This is a genomic window from Nocardia sp. FBN12 (assembly GCF_050320175.1).
Classification (GTDB): Bacteria; Actinomycetota; Actinomycetes; order Mycobacteriales; family Mycobacteriaceae; genus Nocardia.
This window is the reverse complement of the sequence record NZ_CP190048.1, coordinates 4,081,497-4,099,710: the sequence shown is the minus strand read 5'-3', so window position 1 is coordinate 4,099,710 and position 18,214 is coordinate 4,081,497. Positions and strand designations below refer to the sequence as shown.

The 18,214-nt window shown below is 64.1% G+C and carries 16 protein-coding genes and 2 pseudogenes; 10 read left to right on the top strand and 8 right to left on the bottom strand.

Annotation, left to right across the window (positions count from 1 at the left end):
• Nucleotides 1-142: 142 nt before the first annotated feature.
• From pyrH to ACQHI0_RS19515, 3 genes are all read left to right on the top strand, one after another.
• Complete coding sequence (gene pyrH / locus ACQHI0_RS19525) at nucleotides 143-871, top strand: UMP kinase (RefSeq protein WP_427903298.1); 729 nt, start codon at nucleotides 143-145, stop codon at nucleotides 869-871.
• Nucleotides 872-920: 49 nt separating this feature from the next.
• Complete coding sequence (gene frr / locus ACQHI0_RS19520) at nucleotides 921-1,478, top strand: ribosome recycling factor (protein ID WP_101468579.1); 558 nt, start codon at nucleotides 921-923, stop codon at nucleotides 1,476-1,478.
• Nucleotides 1,479-1,589: 111 nt separating this feature from the next.
• Nucleotides 1,590-2,474, top strand: coding sequence for a phosphatidate cytidylyltransferase (locus tag ACQHI0_RS19515; protein ID WP_427909228.1), 885 nt, complete (start codon nucleotides 1,590-1,592; stop codon nucleotides 2,472-2,474).
• A 3-nt stretch (nucleotides 2,475-2,477) separates the two neighbouring features.
• Here ACQHI0_RS19515 and ACQHI0_RS19510 read toward each other — a convergent pair whose 3' ends face one another.
• On the bottom strand, nucleotides 2,478-2,858 hold the full coding sequence (locus ACQHI0_RS19510) for a LapA family protein (protein ID WP_427903297.1): 381 nt from the start codon (nucleotides 2,856-2,858) through the stop codon (nucleotides 2,478-2,480).
• A gap of 101 nt (nucleotides 2,859-2,959) precedes the next feature.
• On the opposite strand from ACQHI0_RS19510, the gene rlmN reads away from it, so the two are divergent.
• From rlmN to ACQHI0_RS19480, 6 genes are all read left to right on the top strand, one after another.
• Nucleotides 2,960-4,069 carry a 23S rRNA (adenine(2503)-C(2))-methyltransferase RlmN gene (gene rlmN, locus ACQHI0_RS19505; RefSeq protein WP_427903296.1) on the top strand — a complete coding sequence of 370 codons (1,110 nt, stop codon included), beginning with the start codon at nucleotides 2,960-2,962 and terminating at the stop codon, nucleotides 4,067-4,069.
• Nucleotides 4,070-4,285: 216 nt separating this feature from the next.
• The gene (locus tag ACQHI0_RS19500; RefSeq protein ID WP_427903295.1) at nucleotides 4,286-4,600 is read left to right on the top strand and encodes a hypothetical protein; all 315 of its coding nucleotides are present in this window, start codon (nucleotides 4,286-4,288) and stop codon (nucleotides 4,598-4,600) included.
• A gap of 226 nt (nucleotides 4,601-4,826) precedes the next feature.
• On the top strand, nucleotides 4,827-6,389 hold the full coding sequence (locus ACQHI0_RS19495) for a hypothetical protein (RefSeq protein ID WP_427903294.1): 1,563 nt from the start codon (nucleotides 4,827-4,829) through the stop codon (nucleotides 6,387-6,389).
• Nucleotides 6,386-7,120, top strand: a complete 735-nt coding sequence (locus ACQHI0_RS19490; RefSeq protein ID WP_427903293.1) for a hypothetical protein — start codon at nucleotides 6,386-6,388, stop codon at nucleotides 7,118-7,120. Before ACQHI0_RS19495 ends, ACQHI0_RS19490 begins: the two co-directional genes overlap by 4 nt.
• On the top strand, nucleotides 7,117-11,601 hold the full coding sequence (locus tag ACQHI0_RS19485) for a hypothetical protein (protein WP_427903292.1): 4,485 nt from the start codon (nucleotides 7,117-7,119) through the stop codon (nucleotides 11,599-11,601). Before ACQHI0_RS19490 ends, ACQHI0_RS19485 begins: the two co-directional genes overlap by 4 nt.
• Nucleotides 11,598-12,620, top strand: coding sequence for a hypothetical protein (locus tag ACQHI0_RS19480; protein ID WP_427903291.1), 1,023 nt, complete (start codon nucleotides 11,598-11,600; stop codon nucleotides 12,618-12,620). The genes ACQHI0_RS19485 and ACQHI0_RS19480 overlap by 4 nt, the downstream gene beginning before the upstream one ends.
• Nucleotides 12,621-12,690: 70 nt before the next feature.
• On the opposite strand, the pseudogene ACQHI0_RS19475 reads toward ACQHI0_RS19480, so the two are convergent.
• The 4 genes and pseudogenes from ACQHI0_RS19475 to ACQHI0_RS19460 form a co-directional block, all read right to left on the bottom strand.
• Nucleotides 12,691-12,981, bottom strand: a pseudogene (locus ACQHI0_RS19475) (IS30 family transposase); the annotation flags it as partial.
• A 79-nt stretch (nucleotides 12,982-13,060) separates the two neighbouring features.
• The gene (locus tag ACQHI0_RS19470; RefSeq protein WP_427903290.1) at nucleotides 13,061-13,588 is read right to left on the bottom strand and encodes a hypothetical protein; all 528 of its coding nucleotides are present in this window, start codon (nucleotides 13,586-13,588) and stop codon (nucleotides 13,061-13,063) included.
• Nucleotides 13,585-14,136, bottom strand: coding sequence for a nucleotidyl transferase AbiEii/AbiGii toxin family protein (locus ACQHI0_RS19465; protein WP_427909227.1), 552 nt, complete (start codon nucleotides 14,134-14,136; stop codon nucleotides 13,585-13,587). Before ACQHI0_RS19465 ends, ACQHI0_RS19470 begins: the two co-directional genes overlap by 4 nt.
• Before the next feature lie 104 nt (nucleotides 14,137-14,240).
• Nucleotides 14,241-14,567: a hypothetical protein gene (locus tag ACQHI0_RS19460; protein ID WP_427903289.1), complete on the bottom strand. Its 327-nt coding sequence runs from the start codon at nucleotides 14,565-14,567 to the stop codon at nucleotides 14,241-14,243.
• Nucleotides 14,568-14,668: 101 nt separating this feature from the next.
• On the opposite strand from ACQHI0_RS19460, the pseudogene ACQHI0_RS19455 reads away from it, so the two are divergent.
• Nucleotides 14,669-15,238, top strand: a pseudogene (locus ACQHI0_RS19455) (radical SAM protein); the annotation flags it as partial.
• 266 nt (nucleotides 15,239-15,504) lie between these two features.
• Here ACQHI0_RS19455 and ACQHI0_RS19450 read toward each other — a convergent pair.
• The 3 genes from ACQHI0_RS19450 to ACQHI0_RS19440 all read right to left on the bottom strand — a co-directional run bounded on the left by ACQHI0_RS19450 (nucleotide 15,505) and on the right by ACQHI0_RS19440 (nucleotide 18,150).
• Nucleotides 15,505-16,293: a nucleotidyl transferase AbiEii/AbiGii toxin family protein gene (locus tag ACQHI0_RS19450; RefSeq protein ID WP_427903288.1), complete on the bottom strand. Its 789-nt coding sequence runs from the start codon at nucleotides 16,291-16,293 to the stop codon at nucleotides 15,505-15,507.
• Nucleotides 16,290-16,955, bottom strand: a complete 666-nt coding sequence (locus ACQHI0_RS19445; protein ID WP_427903287.1) for a type IV toxin-antitoxin system AbiEi family antitoxin domain-containing protein — start codon at nucleotides 16,953-16,955, stop codon at nucleotides 16,290-16,292. Before ACQHI0_RS19445 ends, ACQHI0_RS19450 begins: the two co-directional genes overlap by 4 nt.
• A 391-nt stretch (nucleotides 16,956-17,346) precedes the next feature.
• Nucleotides 17,347-18,150 (bottom strand): transglutaminase-like domain-containing protein, encoded by an 804-nt coding sequence (locus tag ACQHI0_RS19440; RefSeq protein WP_427903286.1) that lies wholly within the window; start codon nucleotides 18,148-18,150, stop codon nucleotides 17,347-17,349.
• Nucleotides 18,151-18,214: the final 64 nt, after the last annotated feature.

The window sequence follows — 18,214 nt, the reverse complement described above, 5'->3', positions numbered from 1 at the left end:
TTCGGCGCGGTGTGAGCCGCGTTGAAGGGGCTTTCCTCGTCAATCGAGGTGACCCCACTTCTGGGTGACCGCAACCTGATAGGGCAGGATGGATGCCGCCTGCTCGCCCCGCTCTCGACCTCGCCGAAGGAGACCGACACCCATGACCGACCCGGGTAACGACCGCCCTGGATACCGCCGGGTGCTGCTCAAGCTGGGTGGGGAGATGTTCGGTGGCGGCGGTGTCGGCCTCGACCCCGATGTCGTGCAGACGGTAGCCGAGCAGATCGCCGAGATCGTCGCGACCGGTGTGCAGGTGGCCGTGGTGATCGGCGGCGGCAACTTCTTCCGCGGCGCCGAGCTCGAGGAGCGCGGCATGGAGCGGGCCCGCTCCGACTACATGGGCATGCTCGGCACCGTGATGAACAGCCTTGCCCTCCAAGACTTCCTGCAGCAGCAGGGCATCGACACTCGCGTGCAGACCGCCATCACGATGGGCCAGGTCGCCGAGCCCTACCTGCCGCTGCGCGCCAAGCGGCACCTGGAGAAGGGCCGCGTCGTGATCTTCGGCGCGGGCATGGGCATGCCCTATTTCTCCACCGATACCACCGCCGCCCAGCGCGCGCTGGAGATCGGCGCCGACGTGGTGTTGATGGCCAAGGCGGTCGACGGCGTGTTCGACGCCGATCCGCGTGTCGACCCGAACGCGAGCATGTTCACCGAGATCACGCACAAGGAAGTGATCGAGAAGGGGCTGAAGGTGGCCGATGCCACCGCGTTCAGCCTCTGCATGGACAACCAGATGCCGATGCTGGTGTTCAATTTGTTGATCGAGGGCAATATTGCCCGCGCGGTCGCCGGTGAACCCATCGGCACCCTGGTTCGGTCGTGACCCCGCACCCGCGGACGACGACGATGACGACGCTGTGGAGGATTCGGTCGTGATTGATGAAGCGCTCTTCGATGCCGAAGAGAAGATGGACAAGGCCGTCACGGTGGCGAAGGACGACCTGGGCAGCATCCGTACCGGTCGCGCCAACCCGGGCATGTTCACCCGTGTGCTGATCGAGTACTACGGCTCGCTCACCCCGATCACCCAGGTTTCGAGCATCACCGTGCCCGAGCCGCGCATGGTCGTGATCAAGCCCTACGAGCAGAGCTCGCTCGGCCTGATCGAGAACGCCATCCGCAACTCCGACCTGGGCGTGAACCCGACCAACAACGGTGACATCCTGCGCATCTCGGTGCCGCAGCTCACCGAGGAACGTCGCCGCGAGATGGTCAAGATGGCCAAGAGCAAGGGCGAGGACGCCAAGGTCTCGATTCGCAACGTCCGCCGCAAGGCGATGGACGAACTGGGTCGCATCCAGAAGGATGGCGAAGCGGGTGAGGATGAGGTCGGGCGCGCCGAGAAGGAGCTCGACAAGACCACCGCCAAGTATGTGGCCCAGGTCGACGAACTGGTCAAGCACAAGGAAGCCGAACTGCTCGAGGTCTGAGCGCCAGATCTCGCCAGTCCCGCTCGTGCGGGGGATGAACGGAACGACGAGTTGAGCGACGGGACAATCGTGGCCGAAGACGCCGCCGCCACCGGGGCGGCACCGGATCCCATGCCGGACAAGGTCGAGGAGACCGCGCCCGCGGCCACGCCGCAGGAGGAGCAGCCGTCTGCCCCGGCATCCAGGGCAGGGCGCAATCTGCCCGCGGCCCTGGCTGTCGGGCTGACGCTCGGGCTGTCGCTGATCGCGATCCTGTTGTTCGTCCCGAAGGTGTTCATCGCGGTCGCGGGGCTCGGCGTCGGCGTCGCGACCTGGGAGGTCACCAAGCGGCTGCGCGAAGCCGACGTGCTGGTGCCGCGGATTCCGCTGCTGGTGGGCGGTCAGGCGGTGTTCTGGCTGGGCTGGCCGTGGGGGGCCAGTGGGGTACTCGGCGCGTTCGCCGCCACCGCGCTGGTGTGCATGGTGTGGCGCCTGTTCGATCACGGCCTCAGTACCGCACCGAAGAACTTCCTGCGTGACACCGCGATCGCGGTGTTCACCCTCACCTGGATCCCGTTGCTGGCCGCGTTCTCGACGCTGCTGCTGCTCGAACCCGATGGAAATCTGCGGGTGCTCACCTTCATGATCCTGGTGGTGTGCTCCGATGTCGGCGGCTATGTCGCCGGTGTGCTGTTCGGCAGGCATCCGATGGTGCCCGCGATCAGCCCGAAGAAGTCGTGGGAGGGGTTCTGCGGGTCGCTGGTGTTCAGCGTGATCGGCGGTCTGCTGACCGTCACGCTGCTGCTCGAGGCCAATTCGATGATCGGTGTGGTGCTCGGTGTCGGCCTGGTGGCCGTGGCGACCATCGGTGATCTGATCGAGTCGCAGATCAAGCGCGAACTCGGCATCAAGGACATGGGAACGCTACTGCCGGGGCACGGCGGAATCATGGACCGTCTCGACTCGATGCTGCCCTCGGCGTTCGTTTCCTGGCTCGTCCTCAGCGCGCTGCTCTGAGTATCAGGAAGATTTCTTGGCGGCGTGCCGCAGCTGCAGGATGCGTACCCCGCCGACCAGCCCCATCACCAGCGCGCCCGCGATCACCGACAGCAACACGGTGATGCCGAGCGGCAGTTCGAAATCCCAGAACAGCAGGTCGGTGCGGACCTTGTCGAGATTCTGGATGATGAAGATCAGCAGCACGATGCCGAGCAGGGCCGCGGCCAGCAACGCTATCCAGGTGTAGCCGGTGCGTGATCCGTGCACGGCGTCGCGCGGGGTCGGTACCGGCTTGGTGGCAGGCTTCGCCGGTTCGGCGGGCTTGCTGTGCTTGCCGGTGAGATCGGTCGACGGCGGGTCGTGCTCGGCCGGTGACGCACCGGATTCTGCATGTGTACTCATAGTTCGATCATTGCCGACTGCTATGGCTCACGCACGCAACTTCTCGATAACGTCGCCCGGCGTGGCGGGTCCGACGTGGCGTTTGGGACAATGGTGAAACTATGGCCATCTCCCTGCCCCTCGTGTTCGATGCCCCGCGCCGCGGCATGCCGCCGCGCCACCTCGCCGATCTCGACTCGGACGAACGCAAGGCCGCGGTGCAGGAGCTGGGATTGCCGAAGTTCCGGGCCGACCAGCTGGCCCGTCAGTACTACGGCCGCCTGCAGTCCGATCCGGCGCTGATGACCGATCTGCCCGCCGACGTGCGCGAAAAGGTCGGCCAGACGCTGTTCCCGCCGCTGCTGTCGGTGGTGCGCAATATCGCCTGCGACGAGGGCGATACCCGCAAAACGCTGTGGAAGGCACACGACGGGACGCTGCTGGAGAGCGTGCTCATGCGCTATCCCGACCGCAACACGCTGTGCATTTCCAGCCAGGCCGGGTGCGGGATGGCCTGTCCGTTCTGCGCGACCGGGCAGGCGGGGCTCACCCGCAACCTGTCGACCGCGGAGATCGTCGACCAGGTGCGCGCGGCCGCGGCCGACCTGCGCGACGGCGAGGTGCACGGCGGTCCCGGCCGGCTGTCCAACATCGTGTTCATGGGGATGGGCGAGCCCCTCGCGAACTACAAGCGGGTGGTGAACGCGGTTCGCCGGATCACCTCGCCCGCGCCCGACGGGCTCGGTATCTCGCAGCGCTCGGTGACGGTGTCGACCGTCGGTCTGGCGCCCGCGATCCGCAAGCTGGCCGACGAGGACATGTCGGTGCGCCTGGCGGTCTCGCTGCACACTCCCGACGACGAACTGCGCGACACTCTGGTGCCGGTGAACAATCGCTGGTCCATCGCCGAAGTGCTCGACGCCGCACGCTATTACGCGGACAAGTCCGGGCGACGCGTGTCGATCGAGTACGCGTTGATCCGCGATATCAACGATCAGCCGTGGCGTGCGGACATGCTCGGCAAGAAGCTGCACAAGGCCCTGGGCCCGCTCGTGCACGTGAACCTGATCCCGTTGAACCCGACACCGGGCAGTGAATGGGACGCCAGCCCCAAGCCGGTCGAGAAGGAGTTCGTGCGCCGCGTGATCGCTCAGGGTGTGTCGTGCACGGTGCGCGATACCCGGGGTCAGGAGATCGCCGCGGCGTGTGGGCAACTCGCAGCAGAAGGCTGATGTTTGGTAGGGCGCTGTGGCTTCATCTGCGGGTAGGGATTTCGCAAAGCTGTCGTGATATCGAAAGCGGCATAGTGTGTTTCATGTTCGATCCGGGCGACGCGATGTCGAGTTTACCGCCGGTTCGCTCGCCCGGCGTATTGGCGGCGGCATCAGCTTGACAAGGACTGGGTTGGCAATTGCCTTGAGGCGTTGGCGTGGATCGGTGGGCAGCGCATGTTCGTGCTGCTGGCGACGCATGTGGGGTCTGGTATGTCCACCGATCCGGACGCAGCCCAGAACGCCTACTGGTTCGGCAGAGGTCGCCGACGGTGCGCGGACACCGAGAAGCGGCCTTTTGCCGAGGTTGCTGCTGGGCTGCTGCCCGTTTCCACTGAGGTGTTCAGCGGCGACGATTGGCGACGTGGTCGGGTCCTGTTCGTCGTGCGTTTGAGCAGTTCCTTAACGCCGTTCGGTCCGAGCTTGGTCAGTCGCGAGTACCGGACAGCTTCTACGGCGACACGGTCGCTTCATAGCGAAGTGCGGATCTAGGACGCGCGGTGTCAGCGATGTCCGTCCGGAGACCGCCACGGGTGTGTGGTAGCCGGACTGATTGCGCTATCAACAGCTGGCGGTTCGTCGGGGTTATCGGTTCATCGTCATAATGAACGCCGCTGCCGAGATCAAGATCGCCCGCTATCCTCTAGGAACCGCAGTGGGGCTACGGGCAGGTCGATGGGTCGGTCTGCGTACTCGTGGGGAGAGTGGGGCGGCGTTGATGACCGAACACGATGATGCGGAGCAGATCGATAGCTGGAATATCGCGATTCCAACCGATGACGACTCCATCACGCGACGGCGACGCGCGCTTGCCCCCATCCAGATCCTTACCGATCTCGAGCGAACCAAATCCAGCCTGGACGGCGATTTCTGGGCGGACTACGACCTTTTCCGAATCGCGCTCGCTGTGATCGACCAGGTAGCGCTGGCGATGGGATTGTCGTCGGGGCGGACCTGGGATGAGACGGTGGCCTACGCCGCCGAACAGGCGGCCAGGCAATCGCCGGATGCTGACCCGGCGCAATGGGCGAAGGTGGCTGAGCGGGTGGTTGTTTCGCTTGTCACCGTCGATGTAGAGGTCGTTCAGCATCTTGTTCACACGGCGGAGGGGCCTGCTTGGCGACAGCAGCGGTTTCGGCTGTTGTACTTGCACCCGGACAGCACCGATGGGCTTGAACACCTTCGTGCGTCCGAACAGGCCATCAACATCTTCGTCGAGGCCCTCGATCTCGACATCGAAGCCGCGCAGATCGCCAATGAAGCCCAGATGGCGGCGCTGATCGCGCGCGGCGCGGTCGCGTCGGCGGTGCAGATCGCCCGCGTCGCGCGCTATCGGTCGATCGAGTATCAGGAGCGGATCAGGCGCGTTGTCGCCGACACCCTCATCGATCCAGACACCCATGATTGGCTCGGTGATGTCCCGGCGTATCTGGATGCCGCTCTCGATCACGTCCGGGGCAGGCTCGACGCCGAGACGGCGTTGCTGGAAACAGTCGCTGATCGGCGCACCGACATTTCGGATAGGGCGCGTCTGGAAGCGCTCAATCGGTTGCTTGAGATCCTTCGTGAGTGCCGCTTTCGGCATAGCGAGTTGCATCGCCATCTCATTGGGGCGCGGGCAGCGTTGCGGCAGGCACTCGATGATCGTTTCGCGCGTCCGCCGCGCCGCACTCACCGAATCGACCTTGGCGCGGACTTGCTCGTGCCACTGCTTGCCGGCCCGACCGCAGGTGGCGCTCAAGCCGCCGACCGGTTGTTGGCAGTGGCCGGTGGGCTGCCCATTCGATGGTGGCCGTCGCTGACGACCATGACTGATGAACTGTGCACGCCGCCTCGAATCCCTGAACTAGGCGTGGAATATGAACCGCCCGAAGTCGATTCGGACGAGGCGCCCGAGTGGTGGGACGCCTACGAGGCTGTCGCGGAATCGTTGCTCGACGGCCTCACCGAGCCAACTAGGTTGTCGCAACTGCTAGCTCGCGTAGACGATGCTGTGCGGACTGTCGCCGCTGAACCGGGCGGCGATAGTCATTTCTTGGATGCTGGTGTTCTGGCTGCGACCGTGGTCCATGCTGCTCATCACGCATGGGCTCCGCATTTGGCTGGCAGATCGGCAGGTGACCAGGTCGTGGTCGCTGTCACGACTGGAGAGTCCTTGGATTCGGCGGTCACTCGCGCCGATGACCTGCTGTTGATTCCCGCCGAGGTGAGTGCCGATATCGCCGCTTCCGCCCCGAGGACTCGGACCTGGAGCGATTACGGGCAGGAGGCGCTCGAATGAGAGCCCCGAGCGAGTATGAGGATGTCGGCCGTTTCCTCGCCTGGGCCGCTCGCCCGAAGGAAACCCCCGCACGCAATGAGGAGTTGCATCGGCTCGTGCGGAGATACTATGAGGATTCTGACTTCGCCGCCGCCGTCGACGGAGTATTCGCGGGTGCAGGGCTCGATGTCAGCGTTGACGAGCGAGATGGCATCATCGCGACCGCGCGTACACACTCTCCGTTACGTTTGACAGTGGCGGACGTGTCAAAACGGGCACCACAGGCACATCGCGCGCTGCTTGGCGCGGTGATTCTGGCAGTCGCACGAACCGTATACCCGGACCCGGCGATGATTGATGATCCCGACCGAATCGCTGTTTTCACCACACAATCGGTGGTCGACACCTTGGATCGGGTAGCCCAGTCGCTCGCTGAGAACAGTGCCGACGATAGCGATATCGATGACGACCTGATCGAAGCGTGGCGGCGATGGAGTGACCTATCGCCCGCTCGTCCGAATGCTCGACGCAGGTCAACGGGAGATCGCCCGGGGATCGTTGTTCGAGTCTGCAAGATACTCGTCGAGGCAGGGTTTCTCACCGCCAAAGGTGACGCTGACGGAGGCGTCTGGGCGGCTAGACCTCGATTTCGCTATGCGGTCGGCGCGCTGTGCGATGACTCCGAACTGTTCCGGCTGGTAAATGGCCTGGCTGGCGGTTCCGGCAACGCCAGCGAGGAGGACACAGCGTGACCGACTCGCTCTTCGAAGTGAATCAGCAACCGCCGCAGGAACTGCCAACGCCGCCGCTGCGTCTGCGGCGAGTCCGCCTGCACGGTGTGGGACCCGATGGCGCCCGGTTCGATCCGCTCAATCTGGATTTCAGCACCAGTGCCGGCGCGGCCGCACGAGTGCTGTTGTCCCTGACTAACACTGGTGGGAAATCGACGCTGATCACCCTGATCTGCAGTCTCATCGTGCCCGCCGCACGGGCGCAGGTTGGCGGCAAGATCCTCGGCGACTACGTGTTGACCGGCGACACATCGCACATCGTCTGCGAATGGGAGGACGCCGCGACGGGCCACCGCACGGTCACCGGGACGGTGATGGAGTGGAAAGACGGTCGCCGACAGCCAGCCCACAAGATGCGCTCGACCTCGAACATGCATCGCGCCTGGTACATGTTCCGAACCGGCGCCGACTTGCCAGGGATCGACGATCTGCCGTTCATCGCCGATGGTCGGCGCGTGACCTACCGACACTTTCGAGCGGCCATCGACAATCTGATCGACGCGACCCCGGCGGCGCACGGGATTTCCGTCGACAAGCAAACCGACTGGACCTCCGCGTTGGAGAAACACACCAGCATCGACCCAGTCCTGTTTGGCTACCAGATGCGCATGAACGATTCCGAGACCGGCGCAGAGCAGTTGTTGCACTCGTTCGATTCGCCGGACAACGTTGTGCGTTTCTTCGTTACCGCCTTGAACGATCAACGTGATCTGGAGATCTTCGCTGAGAAGTTGGGCACTTACGCTGTTTTGGCCGGCCAGCGATCGTCGTTGGCGGAGCGGGCAAGCTTCGGTGATGTGGTCGTTCCGTTGGTCGAGCGGGTAGCGGGGTTGGCCGAGGAACGCGCGACCGCCGAAGGCGAACTGCTGCGGGCCGTCACCCTTGGCGGGGAGCATGTTTCGTCGCTCATCAACCGCATCGAGCAGGACCGCCGGAATCTGACCGATCTCGCCGCCGCAGTCACCGCCACAGGTCTCGCCTTTACGGCGGCACGGCGCGACTACGGTCAAGTTAGCGATATCCGGCTGCAGCTGGTCCTCGAGCAGTCACGCGCGGCTGTCGGGTCGGCAACCCAACGCCTCAAAGACAGTGCGGAGCGCGCGAACCAAGCCCAGCTCGCCGCGAGAGCGTGGCGGGCGGTGAACGATGTCCTCGCGCTACGCGTCGCGCGAGCGGCGGCGGACACCGCGCGCCAAGCCTACGAGAAAGCTGACGCGGATCTAGGCCCGTTGCGTACTGATGTCGCCCACGCCGCCGCCGCGTTGGCGGGCAGGCTCGACGGGTTGATCACGGAATCCGGCGCTGCGGCGGAAAACGCCGATGACCGCGCCGACGCTGCGGTCGAGCTCAAGAAGCAGGCGGACGAGAAGAAGACAGCCGCCCTCGTCACAATCGCGAATCTCTCCGGTGAGCGATCACGCGTGCGCGCGGAAGTTGAGGCCGCGCGTCTAGCGCGAAAGGAGGCGGTGGCCGCAGGTTGGCTGCATGAGCTCGAAAGCCTGGACGATTGCTTACGACGCTGGCGAGAAACCCAAACGAGCGCAGAACAGTCGGCTGAAACCGCCCGCACCCGTGGGGAATCCGCCGAACAACGATTCGACGAACTCGGTAGGGCCATTGAGCAGCTGAACGCAAGCATGAACGGACTCCGCGAACAGCGACAGTCGACGGCGACCGATGGCGAGCGTTTTGTCGCCGATTTCGCCGTGGTGACCGGGGATTGCGTTGTCCTTGAGTTGGCTGGCGGCGAGGTGACCGACACCGAAACACTGCTCCGCACAGCCGATCTCGCAGCTGAGGCCGCGCGTGGTGCCGATGCCCGATCGAGCGAACATGGCTCGGCGGCAAAGGCTGCGTATCGTCAACTCGGCCTGCTCGATCTGACTGGCACCGCGCCAGCCGCGCAGGACGTGCTTGATGTACTCGATACGCTTTCCGCCGCTGGGATCGGCTCTGTCACTGGGCTGCAGTGGATCGAGAACAACATCGTCGACGCGGACGCGCGCCAACCCTTCATCGCCGCCAATCCTGAACTCGCGGGCGGAGTCGTTGTCTCCGACCGGAACAGATTCGACGACGGCGTGCGGGTCCTCCAGGACAGCGAGTTGCGTACGAGGACGCCGGTCACCGTGACCACCCCGCCGACGACACCGACACCGCTGACGCCGCCGATGTCCTTCCGTCACGTCGTCATTCCCCATCGCGCGACCTGGGACCGAGTCTGGGCTGCTGAACTGCGGCAGGAACTGGAAGTAGCGGCCCAACACCACGACGAACAGGCGCGACAGGCGACCGAAGCCGCCCAGCAGTACCGCGCGAGCGAAGCGCGGTGTCGTGACTTCGCCCGACGGTGGGGCGCTACCACGCTCGGCAACCTGGAAGCGGCCGCGCGAGGTGCCGCTGAGGCGCTGGAGACGGCCGAAGCCAAGCTCGATGGTCTGTCACAAGAGCGAACGGGCCAGCGCACCCTCGCGGGAGACGCCCGAATCGAAGAACGCAGGCAGACTGATCTCGCCACGATCGCAAAGGAACGCGCGAGACTCGCCGTTGAGTTGGCAGACCAGTCGACGCTAGCCGATCAGGCAGAGACGTCGATATTGGGGATCGATGCAAAGCTCAACCAGGCGAAGACCGCCCGCGATCAAGCCATTGCCAGTATCGAAGACGCCGAGGACGCCTTCAAGGCAGCGACGCGACAAGCAGCCAACTACCGCAGCGACTGCGAGTCGCACCGGCGGGAACGAGCAGACCTCGGCGTCGACATTTCGGGCACCGACCCTGGCGGCAATCCGGCGATCCTGCGCACACAATGGACGACTCTGCGCGAGGAATTGGCCAAAGCGGAGCACGGCATGGTCGAGGCAACCCGATTCGAGGATGCGAACAAGGCGGTGAGCCGTGCGTTGACTGAGGTCAACCGGCTCGACCCTGATATCCATAGTCGAGCTGAAAGTCTGTGCGACACAATAGAAGCCAGCACTGATACCACCCGGGCTGACGCGCAGCGCCGATCGCAATCAGAGTTCGACGCCGCCCACCTCGCCCATCTTGACGCGCAGGCAGCCCACAACAGGGCGCGCACCGATCTTACTGCCGCTGAGCCGGCATCACCGGACCATCAGAACTACTTCGACCTCGCGCCAACGGAGTGGTCACCCGCGCACCCTGACGATATTCCCGACCTGCTCGAACGACTCGAAGCCCACAACGGCGAGATGCGTGATCGGCGCGACGCAGCAGAATCAGAACACAAAGAGGCCAACCAACTGCATGACGCGGTGCAAGACGATGTCGCCGCCTTCACCCTCACCACCGAGATGTGGGCGGCAGAGCACGTTCCCACCGTCGTGGTCTTCCCGGGTTCCGCCGACAGCGCCCGAGAACAGCTGCGCGGGCATGTGAAGAACCATCAACGCGTGGACCGCGCCGCTCAGGCCGCGCGCGAGGCGATCCACGCCGCAGTCGCCAAGGTGCGCGAGGTCGCTGCAGGTCCGCGATTTGCCAGCCTGGACACCCCCGATGTCATTCGGATCAGATCACTTCACGAACCGGACCTCGTCGCTGAAGCGGACATACTGACCCGTCGAATCAGGGCGGTGACTGAGTCCGCGCGCGCAGACCTCGAACAGCTTGACGTACACAGAAGTATCTTGTGCGACGACCTGCTCGCGCTGTGCCGCACGCAGCGACGCATGCTGCGCGAGGTCTCGCAGTCATCGAGGCTGCCCGCCGGACTCGGCGACCTGTCGGACAATCCAGCGATCAAGATCCGATTCGAAGAGGCGCCCGCGGTCGAAGCGGCCGCGCGCCTAGCGAACCGAGTCGACAGTTGGTCAACCGAGCTGTCCGAAAACCCGAAAAAGGCCAAATCGGCTGACGTGCGGGCACGCTGGCTCGCCGACGCCGTCCGTGACACGGTGGTGAACCGCGCTCGTGCGGGCGCATGGGCGATCGAGATCCTCAAGCCTCGCATCGACGGACATGTCGCGTACTGCCCGCCTGATCGGATACCCCACGAGTTCTCCGGTGGCCAAGTCCTCACTCTCGCGGTCTTGGTCTACTGCGCGCTCTCGCGCGTACGGTCATCGCACCGGCAGGGAGGTGCCCGGCCTGCCGGAACGCTGCTGCTGGACAATCCTTTTGGCGCGGCTTCAGCGGAGCCGCTGATCGAGATGCAGCACCGGCTCGCCGCCCATACTGGAGTTCAGCTCGTGTGCGCGACGGGGCTACACGATCCGGCGGTCGAAGCGGCGTTCGCCGGGACCGGATCGGTGATTGTCAAGTTGCGCAATGACGGGGACCTGCGGCGCAATCTGTCATTCTTGCGGCTTCGGGCAACGGTCGTCGAGGGCGTCGATATTGTCGAATCGATAGTGCGAGGCCGTGATAAAGGATCTGCTCAGAACTGGGTGGATGGCATCGGCTACGAGATCCGACGATGAGCGTGCGCGAATCCGAGATCGCCGCGTTGCGTGCGGCACTTGTGGCCAAAGGGTCGGTGCGCATCTCCCATGAAGACCTGTGGCGATTATGGTGTGTCGCCGCTCCTCGGCTCGTCGGCAGCCCGCAGCAGACCGACGATCTGCATGAGTGCCTCCGCGCGCTTGCCGAGGAGAACACGATCTGCTTGCCGTCGCGGTCGTCGAAGCGCTTGTGGCCCAGTTATGTCACCGTTCCCGCGTCTCGTCCCGCCGTGAAATCCAAACCGTGGGTGAGCTATCCGTGGCGCGCCGAATTGGGCTGGGCGGCGTCATTGCGAACCCTGTCGCAGGAACTCTTCGCTGAACTTGTCGCGATCAACACCTGGTTGGGCCGACACGCTACGCAGACCGTCCCGCTCGTTCCCTTGCGTTACCGTTCCGCCGAAATCTTCGGCAAGGAGAAAAGACTCGACGATCTCGCCCGCACGACACTGTTTGATTCAGGCAGGCTCACCCTTGACCTATTGGCGTGCGTTCGCTATCCGCCGCCCCTGCCCGCCGCGATTGTCGGCAATGGTCCGGATGTCCTCATCGTCGAGAACAGCGACACCTACTGGGTATTCCACGAACTTCTGCGCGACATCACGGGCCACCCCATTGGGGCCATCGCTTGGGGCAGCGGGCGGACCTTTCCCGCCCAGGTCGACGCGTTAGGCGTTGACGTCGCCGGTCGCGGCCCAGTGAGCGGAATCGCCTGGTACTGGGGTGACTTTGATCCAGCGGGGATCGCGATTGCCGAAGCCGCCGCGTTAGCGTCGAGCACTGTGCCCGTGCAGCCAGCGCGCGGCCTCTGGTCGGCCATGGCCGGGCGTCCCATTCAAGACCGTGACGCTGTGGACTGGTCTGGCGTCCAAGGCGGCCACCTTCTGGGCTCCGAGTCCTGGGCGCTGCTAGCCCCTATCCGAGCCGCCTGCGGCCGAGTCGCACAAGAATCGGTGCTCATCGACACACTTGTCGAATGGGTGAACGAACCGCGATGAGGTGTTGCTGAGTCGGGTCCTTTTGGAACAGGATCAGTGATGACGTAGCGACGGGGGAGACAAGGCGGTGTCAATCCATGGAAGCAACGAGTAACGCCTCATACGCTTCGCGGGGCGTCCGCCAGTCCAACAGCCTCATCGGGATTTCGTTGATCTCGTCAGCGATCGCGTCGAGGTAGGGCTGGTGAGTGGTGATCTCGGTTCCCTTGGACAGATACCGACGAATGCCACGGTTACGGTTCTCGTTCGACCCGCGTTCCCAGGGACGATGCGGGTGCGCGAAGTAGATCGACATTCCCGTCATCGCCGTAATGTGTTGGTGGCGTGCCATTTCCGTTCCTTGGTCCCAGGTCAACGACCGGTCGCCTGCGTCAAGCTCGCCGCCGATGCATTGCTGTCTCCAGTTTGGGGCCCTGGGCTCACGCTCATTGTAATCGCTTCTACTCGAACGGGATATCAGTCAGCCCCGGATCACTTCTAATCCATTGCCACCGAGGTGCGTCGTCGAGAATCAGTAGCACGGTGTCGTGGTAGTTAAATTGGTCGGAGTGTAGCTGGCGCAATTTCTGGAGATCGTCCTTTATATTTTTAGCGGATTTCTTGATTTCCACTGCGAGCAGATTTGACTCGTCATTACCGCGGACATGGATCACTAGATCGGGTCTTTCTCCGATCGGGCCGCTATTGCGGATCGTTTTTGATCGTGTGCCCTGGCGGTTGTACTCCGTATCTACGCGCAGCCTGTTATCCGGACGTTCCACTGAATTGGCGAGGCGTAGACCAATCCGGAATGCAAGAGTTTGCTCGTGAACAGTGGATTCGATGAGTTCTCGCTCGTCCCGATACAGTGCCAGGACCGCGCTGCGGAGGTACGCATGAACATCATCGTGCGTTGGGTGGCCAGCTTGGATTCGTTTCCTGTCACGGGACTCCAAGGTTGATCGAAGTGCGTTACCTGATGAAATCATGGATTTTGAAGCTCCTGTCGCCAGATTGTGAATCGGCGGCGCATGGCAGTGGTGAATTCTGATGGCACGTCGTACTCGGCGAAGGCGTCGTCGGTAATCTGGGTGAGTGCGCCGAGTGCGTCTGCGAAGAGGTGGTCGTCGAAACCGCTGTCGGCGTTCTTGGCTAAGTCGAGCAGCCGGTTGTGGTCGTATCGGCCGCTGGTGATCGCGGCGTCGATGTCGAGGAAGTCGCGGGGTAGCGCCCGCCCGAACAGTGCACACATTTTGTTGGCGACGGCGTCATCGGGGTGAAGGACTGGCCCGACGTCGAGCAGAACCGGAGGGTGGGCTCGCCAGTCGGCCGACATCTCGAGTTTGTCGGGTTCTAGGTTGGGTTCTTTCGCGGAATGAACCAGCAGGCGGGCGAAGGTTTCGCCGGTCATCGCGGTAGTGACGACATATCCATGTTCTTCGAGAGCGGCGACTACGGCTTTGACGGCACCAGGGAAGTCGGCTCTGCGATGCCAATCGGTGAAGAGGTCGACGTCGCCGCTCGGCCGGTTGCCCATGCCATGGGCTCGGATCGCGTAGCCGCCGGCCAACGCGAATCCGTGATCACCCGCGACGGACAGAGCAATTTCCGTGAGTCGACGGTGGCGCGGTTCCACGCGTTCTACGCCGACGCCAGGCGGCTGAGTTCAGCAAGTTCAGGGAAGCTGACTTCCCAGACGCGCCTGGTTGCCGCGGGCAGCCAGATGTATGACCAAAGTTGTTTGAGCACCGCTTGATTGAGGTAGGTATGAAGATCGCTCGGACTCATGGCCTCGTTGATAACCGCGCGGTAGAGATCGACGATTCGACCTGGCCGGTCTAGGTCGTAGTGGGCGTTACCCGACCAATCGAGGTGACTGGGAAGGTTCACGATCCCGCTGGTAGGGCCCTTGAGGAACACCAGATTCTCCGGGACCACGACAGGCTTGCTGTACTTCCTGTCTGGCATTGCCCGCTCCTCGTCTTGTCAGTCGGCCGTTCGCACAAGCCTACCGTGCGCGAAGGCTGTTGAGCAGGGATGCGGCTGGTCAGAGCATTTGTAAATCAGGGGGCATGGGCGAGCCCCTCGCGAACTACAAGCGGGTGGTGAACGCGGTTCGCCGGATCACCTCGCCCGCGCCCGACGGGCTCGGTATCTCGCAGCGCTCGGTGACGGTGTCGACCGTCGGCCTCGCGCCCGCGATCCGCAAGCTGGCCGACGAGGACATGTCGGTGCGTCTGGCGGTGTCGTTGCACACGCCCGACGACGAGTTGCGCGACACCTTGGTACCGGTGAACAACCGCTGGTCAATCGCTGAAGTGCTCGACGCCGCACGCTATTACGCTGACAAGTCCGGTCGCCGGGTGTCGATCGAGTACGCGCTCATCCGTGACATCAATGACCAGCCGTGGCGTGCGGACATGCTCGGCAAGAAACTACACAAGGCCCTGGGCCCGCTCGTCCACGTGAACCTGATCCCGCTCAACCCGACCCCGGGCAGCGAGTGGGATGCGAGCCCGAAACCCGTTGAGCGCGAGTTCGTTCGGCGCGTCATCGCCCAAGGTGTGTCGTGCACGGTGCGTGATACCCGCGGCCAGGAGATCGCTGCCGCCTGTGGGCAATTGGCCGCCGAGGGCTGATGGGCGGCGACAGCGGCTGGGTATGAAGCTCTGAATCAAGTTGTCGGAGGCCATGTGCCAGCCAAAGGTGAAACCTCTCCCTAGGACGCCGCCGGTCGGCAGATCGGGCTCGATACCGATCGAAGTTTTCAGAGCCTGCCCAGCAGGATAAGGTCGAACCAGGCAGAACCCCACTTGCGCAATACGTTCGCATCCACAGTTCCCAGCTGAACTCCCAGTTCGTCAGGCTCCATCGCGAGATCTCATCACAAATCGTGGCCGGTCGGTCAGTTCGGCATCGGGCGCTGTCGGTCCGGTGGTGGTGCGGCGCTCGTCCAGGCGTCGCGAACGAGGCAGAGTGCGTGAGCGGCAGTCACTTCGAGTCGGGTTTGGCCTGCGAGTTGTGCATGCCATTGAGCTTCGCTGGGGGCGGTGGCGAATTGCCGGGGTTGTGGGGGTTTGTTGGTGGGGCCGAGTCGTTGAAAGAGGGTGGCGGCCTCATGGTCGATAGCGTTGATGGTGGCGAGGGCCCAGAGATCCCAGAGGTCTCTTGGGGCGGCGCGGTCGTACCAGGCGACGGCTTTCGCGGTGGCGAAGGCGGGGCGGGTGGGGACGCACAGGGTCGCGGGTGGGGCGTTGCGGTAGCGCTGGGTTAGCCGGCGCGGTTCCGTGGGCCATCGGGTTGTGCCGGTCCTGGAGAGTAGTTGGATCTTGAGGCCGATTCTGCCGTCCCGGGTGATCAACCGGGCCGGTTCGGTATCGATGACGGCGCTGAGGCTGGTTTCCCACTCCAGTCGGCCGAATTGGCGCTGTACAGAGCGCGGCAAAGTGCGCGTGAGTTCGGCGGCCAGGCGGGAACGAGGAGTAATGGCGATGAGGTCGATGTCTTCGCTGAGGCGGCCGTTCGGCAGGTGGGTGCGAGCTAGTGCGGTACCGCCGAAGAAGATGGGGGATTCGGCATGTGTGCTGCTCAGATGGCCGAGTATGAGTGAGATCAGGTAGTCGCGTTCGACTTGGGCGTCCGCAACTCCGAATTCGGTGGCGGTCGCTGCGCGTTCGTCGGGGTCGAGTGTCACCGGTTCTCCACGATGGCCTCGGCGCGGTCAAGTGCGGCACGCAGGCGTTGTTCGGTGGCGAGCTCGGTTAGTCGGTCGGGGTCGCAGAGGCGGTAGAGAGTGCGGATTGCTGTTGGTATTTCGGTGTCGGCGTCGCCGAGACCTGGTCGGTGGGCGAGGTCGAGGACGGTCTGTTCGGGTGTGGTGGCGAGGGTTGGGCCTAGTTCTGTGCGGATGAGTTCGGCATCGAGGCGGTCGGTGTCACGGGTGACGAAGCGGACGGTGGCGTCCCGGTCCATGAGTTGCAGGGCGGCGCGCTGTTTGGGGACTGCCACGACGGCGACCGCGAGGGCGCGGGGGATTGCGCCGAGGACCCGGGCGGCGCTGACACCCATGAGGATTGCGCGTTCGGGACCGAACACCGCCGTGGCGATGCCGGCGGCGACGGCCTCGAGTTCGGGCTGCCAGGGCTGGTCGACGCGGTCTTGGGGTACGACGATGTAGTAGCCGTAGACGGCACGATGCAGAAGCCCGCGAGCCGCGAGTTTCGCCAGCTGTTGATGGGGATGCTGGTAGATATCGGTTACGTGCTGGGCGGTGAGCGTGCGCAGCGGTAGGCGCGCCAGCTCCGGGCGGATACCGGGCTGCCTATACCCTGGGTCTTCCATCTCCGGCTCAATCATTATTGGAAGTCTAACCTAGAAGGTTAGTGATTCAGTAGTAATGCTGGCTGTGCTCGATCGGGCTGGGCGATGTTGGCGATGACGGTGTGGACCGTGTTCGCTCATCACAGATCCGCTGGCTACGTCGAGAGCTACGAACAGGTTCGTGGTGCGGTGGCAGACCTCGTGGGCCATCCGCTGGTCCGCGTATTAATCGGTCCTGCTGAACCCGGCTCCCGGGACCGCCGTGGGGTTAACCTCGGCGGAACGTATTCGGGTCCCGGTCGATCCCAATTTCGCGATAGGCGTACCTCCGCCTTCGCTGCGGCCGTGCGCACCTCATGAACGCTGCGCGTTGGCGCCCTTCAGGTGTACCTCCGCCAGGTGTGCACCTGATGAATGCTGTGTGGCCTCAGACGATGCTGACCGGTGCGATGAAGTCGTCGTAGGGGAGTGGACCCGCCACGAAAGCGTTGACCGACATGAAGTTCAGGGTGATGTCGCCGCCGAGGTTGTCCAGGAAGGCGATATCGGAGGCGTCGCGGCCGGTGGCGATGCGTACCAGGCTCGAGCGTGGCGCGAGGCCGGTCGGGTCGTAGGTGCGCCATCGGCCGTCGATGTAGGCCTCGCAGACGGCGTGGAAGTCCATCGGCACGCAGCCCGGTGCGTAGACCGCGGCGACCCGGGCGGGGACGCCGACCGCGCGCAGCAACGCGACCATCAGGTGCGAGAAGTCGCGGCAGACACCGGTGCCCGACAGCAGCGTCTCCACCGCGCCGTCGATGGGCGTGCTGCTGCCGGAGACGTAGGTGATCCGTCGGCCGATCCACGACGAGACGCGGTTGGCTACCTCGGGATCGGCTATGCCGTAGCCGAATTCGGCCGCCGCGAAGCCGAGTAGCTTGTCCGACTCCGCGTAGCGGCTCGGTCGCCGGTACAGCGCGAGGTCGTAGTCCGACGGTGGTTCGAGAAAAGCGGTGCCGAGGACGGTCGCCTGGTAATCGATCCGGAGGGTGCCCGCGCGCACGTCGAGCACGTGGATTCGGGAACCGTGCGAGCCGATCACTTCGCGCGGCGTGAGGAACTCGCCGTCGAGCGAGCACGTCATGGACTCGATCAGGTCGAGGCCGGGCCCGCGGGCGACAGCGATCTGACACTGCAGCATCGAATCGGCATGGACCGCGACCTCCAGGCGAGCGGAAACGTCACGTTTCACGCCCACAGACTGACAGGCGAACCGGGATCAGGCGAACCGAACCGCTCGAGCGGGTTGCGGCCCA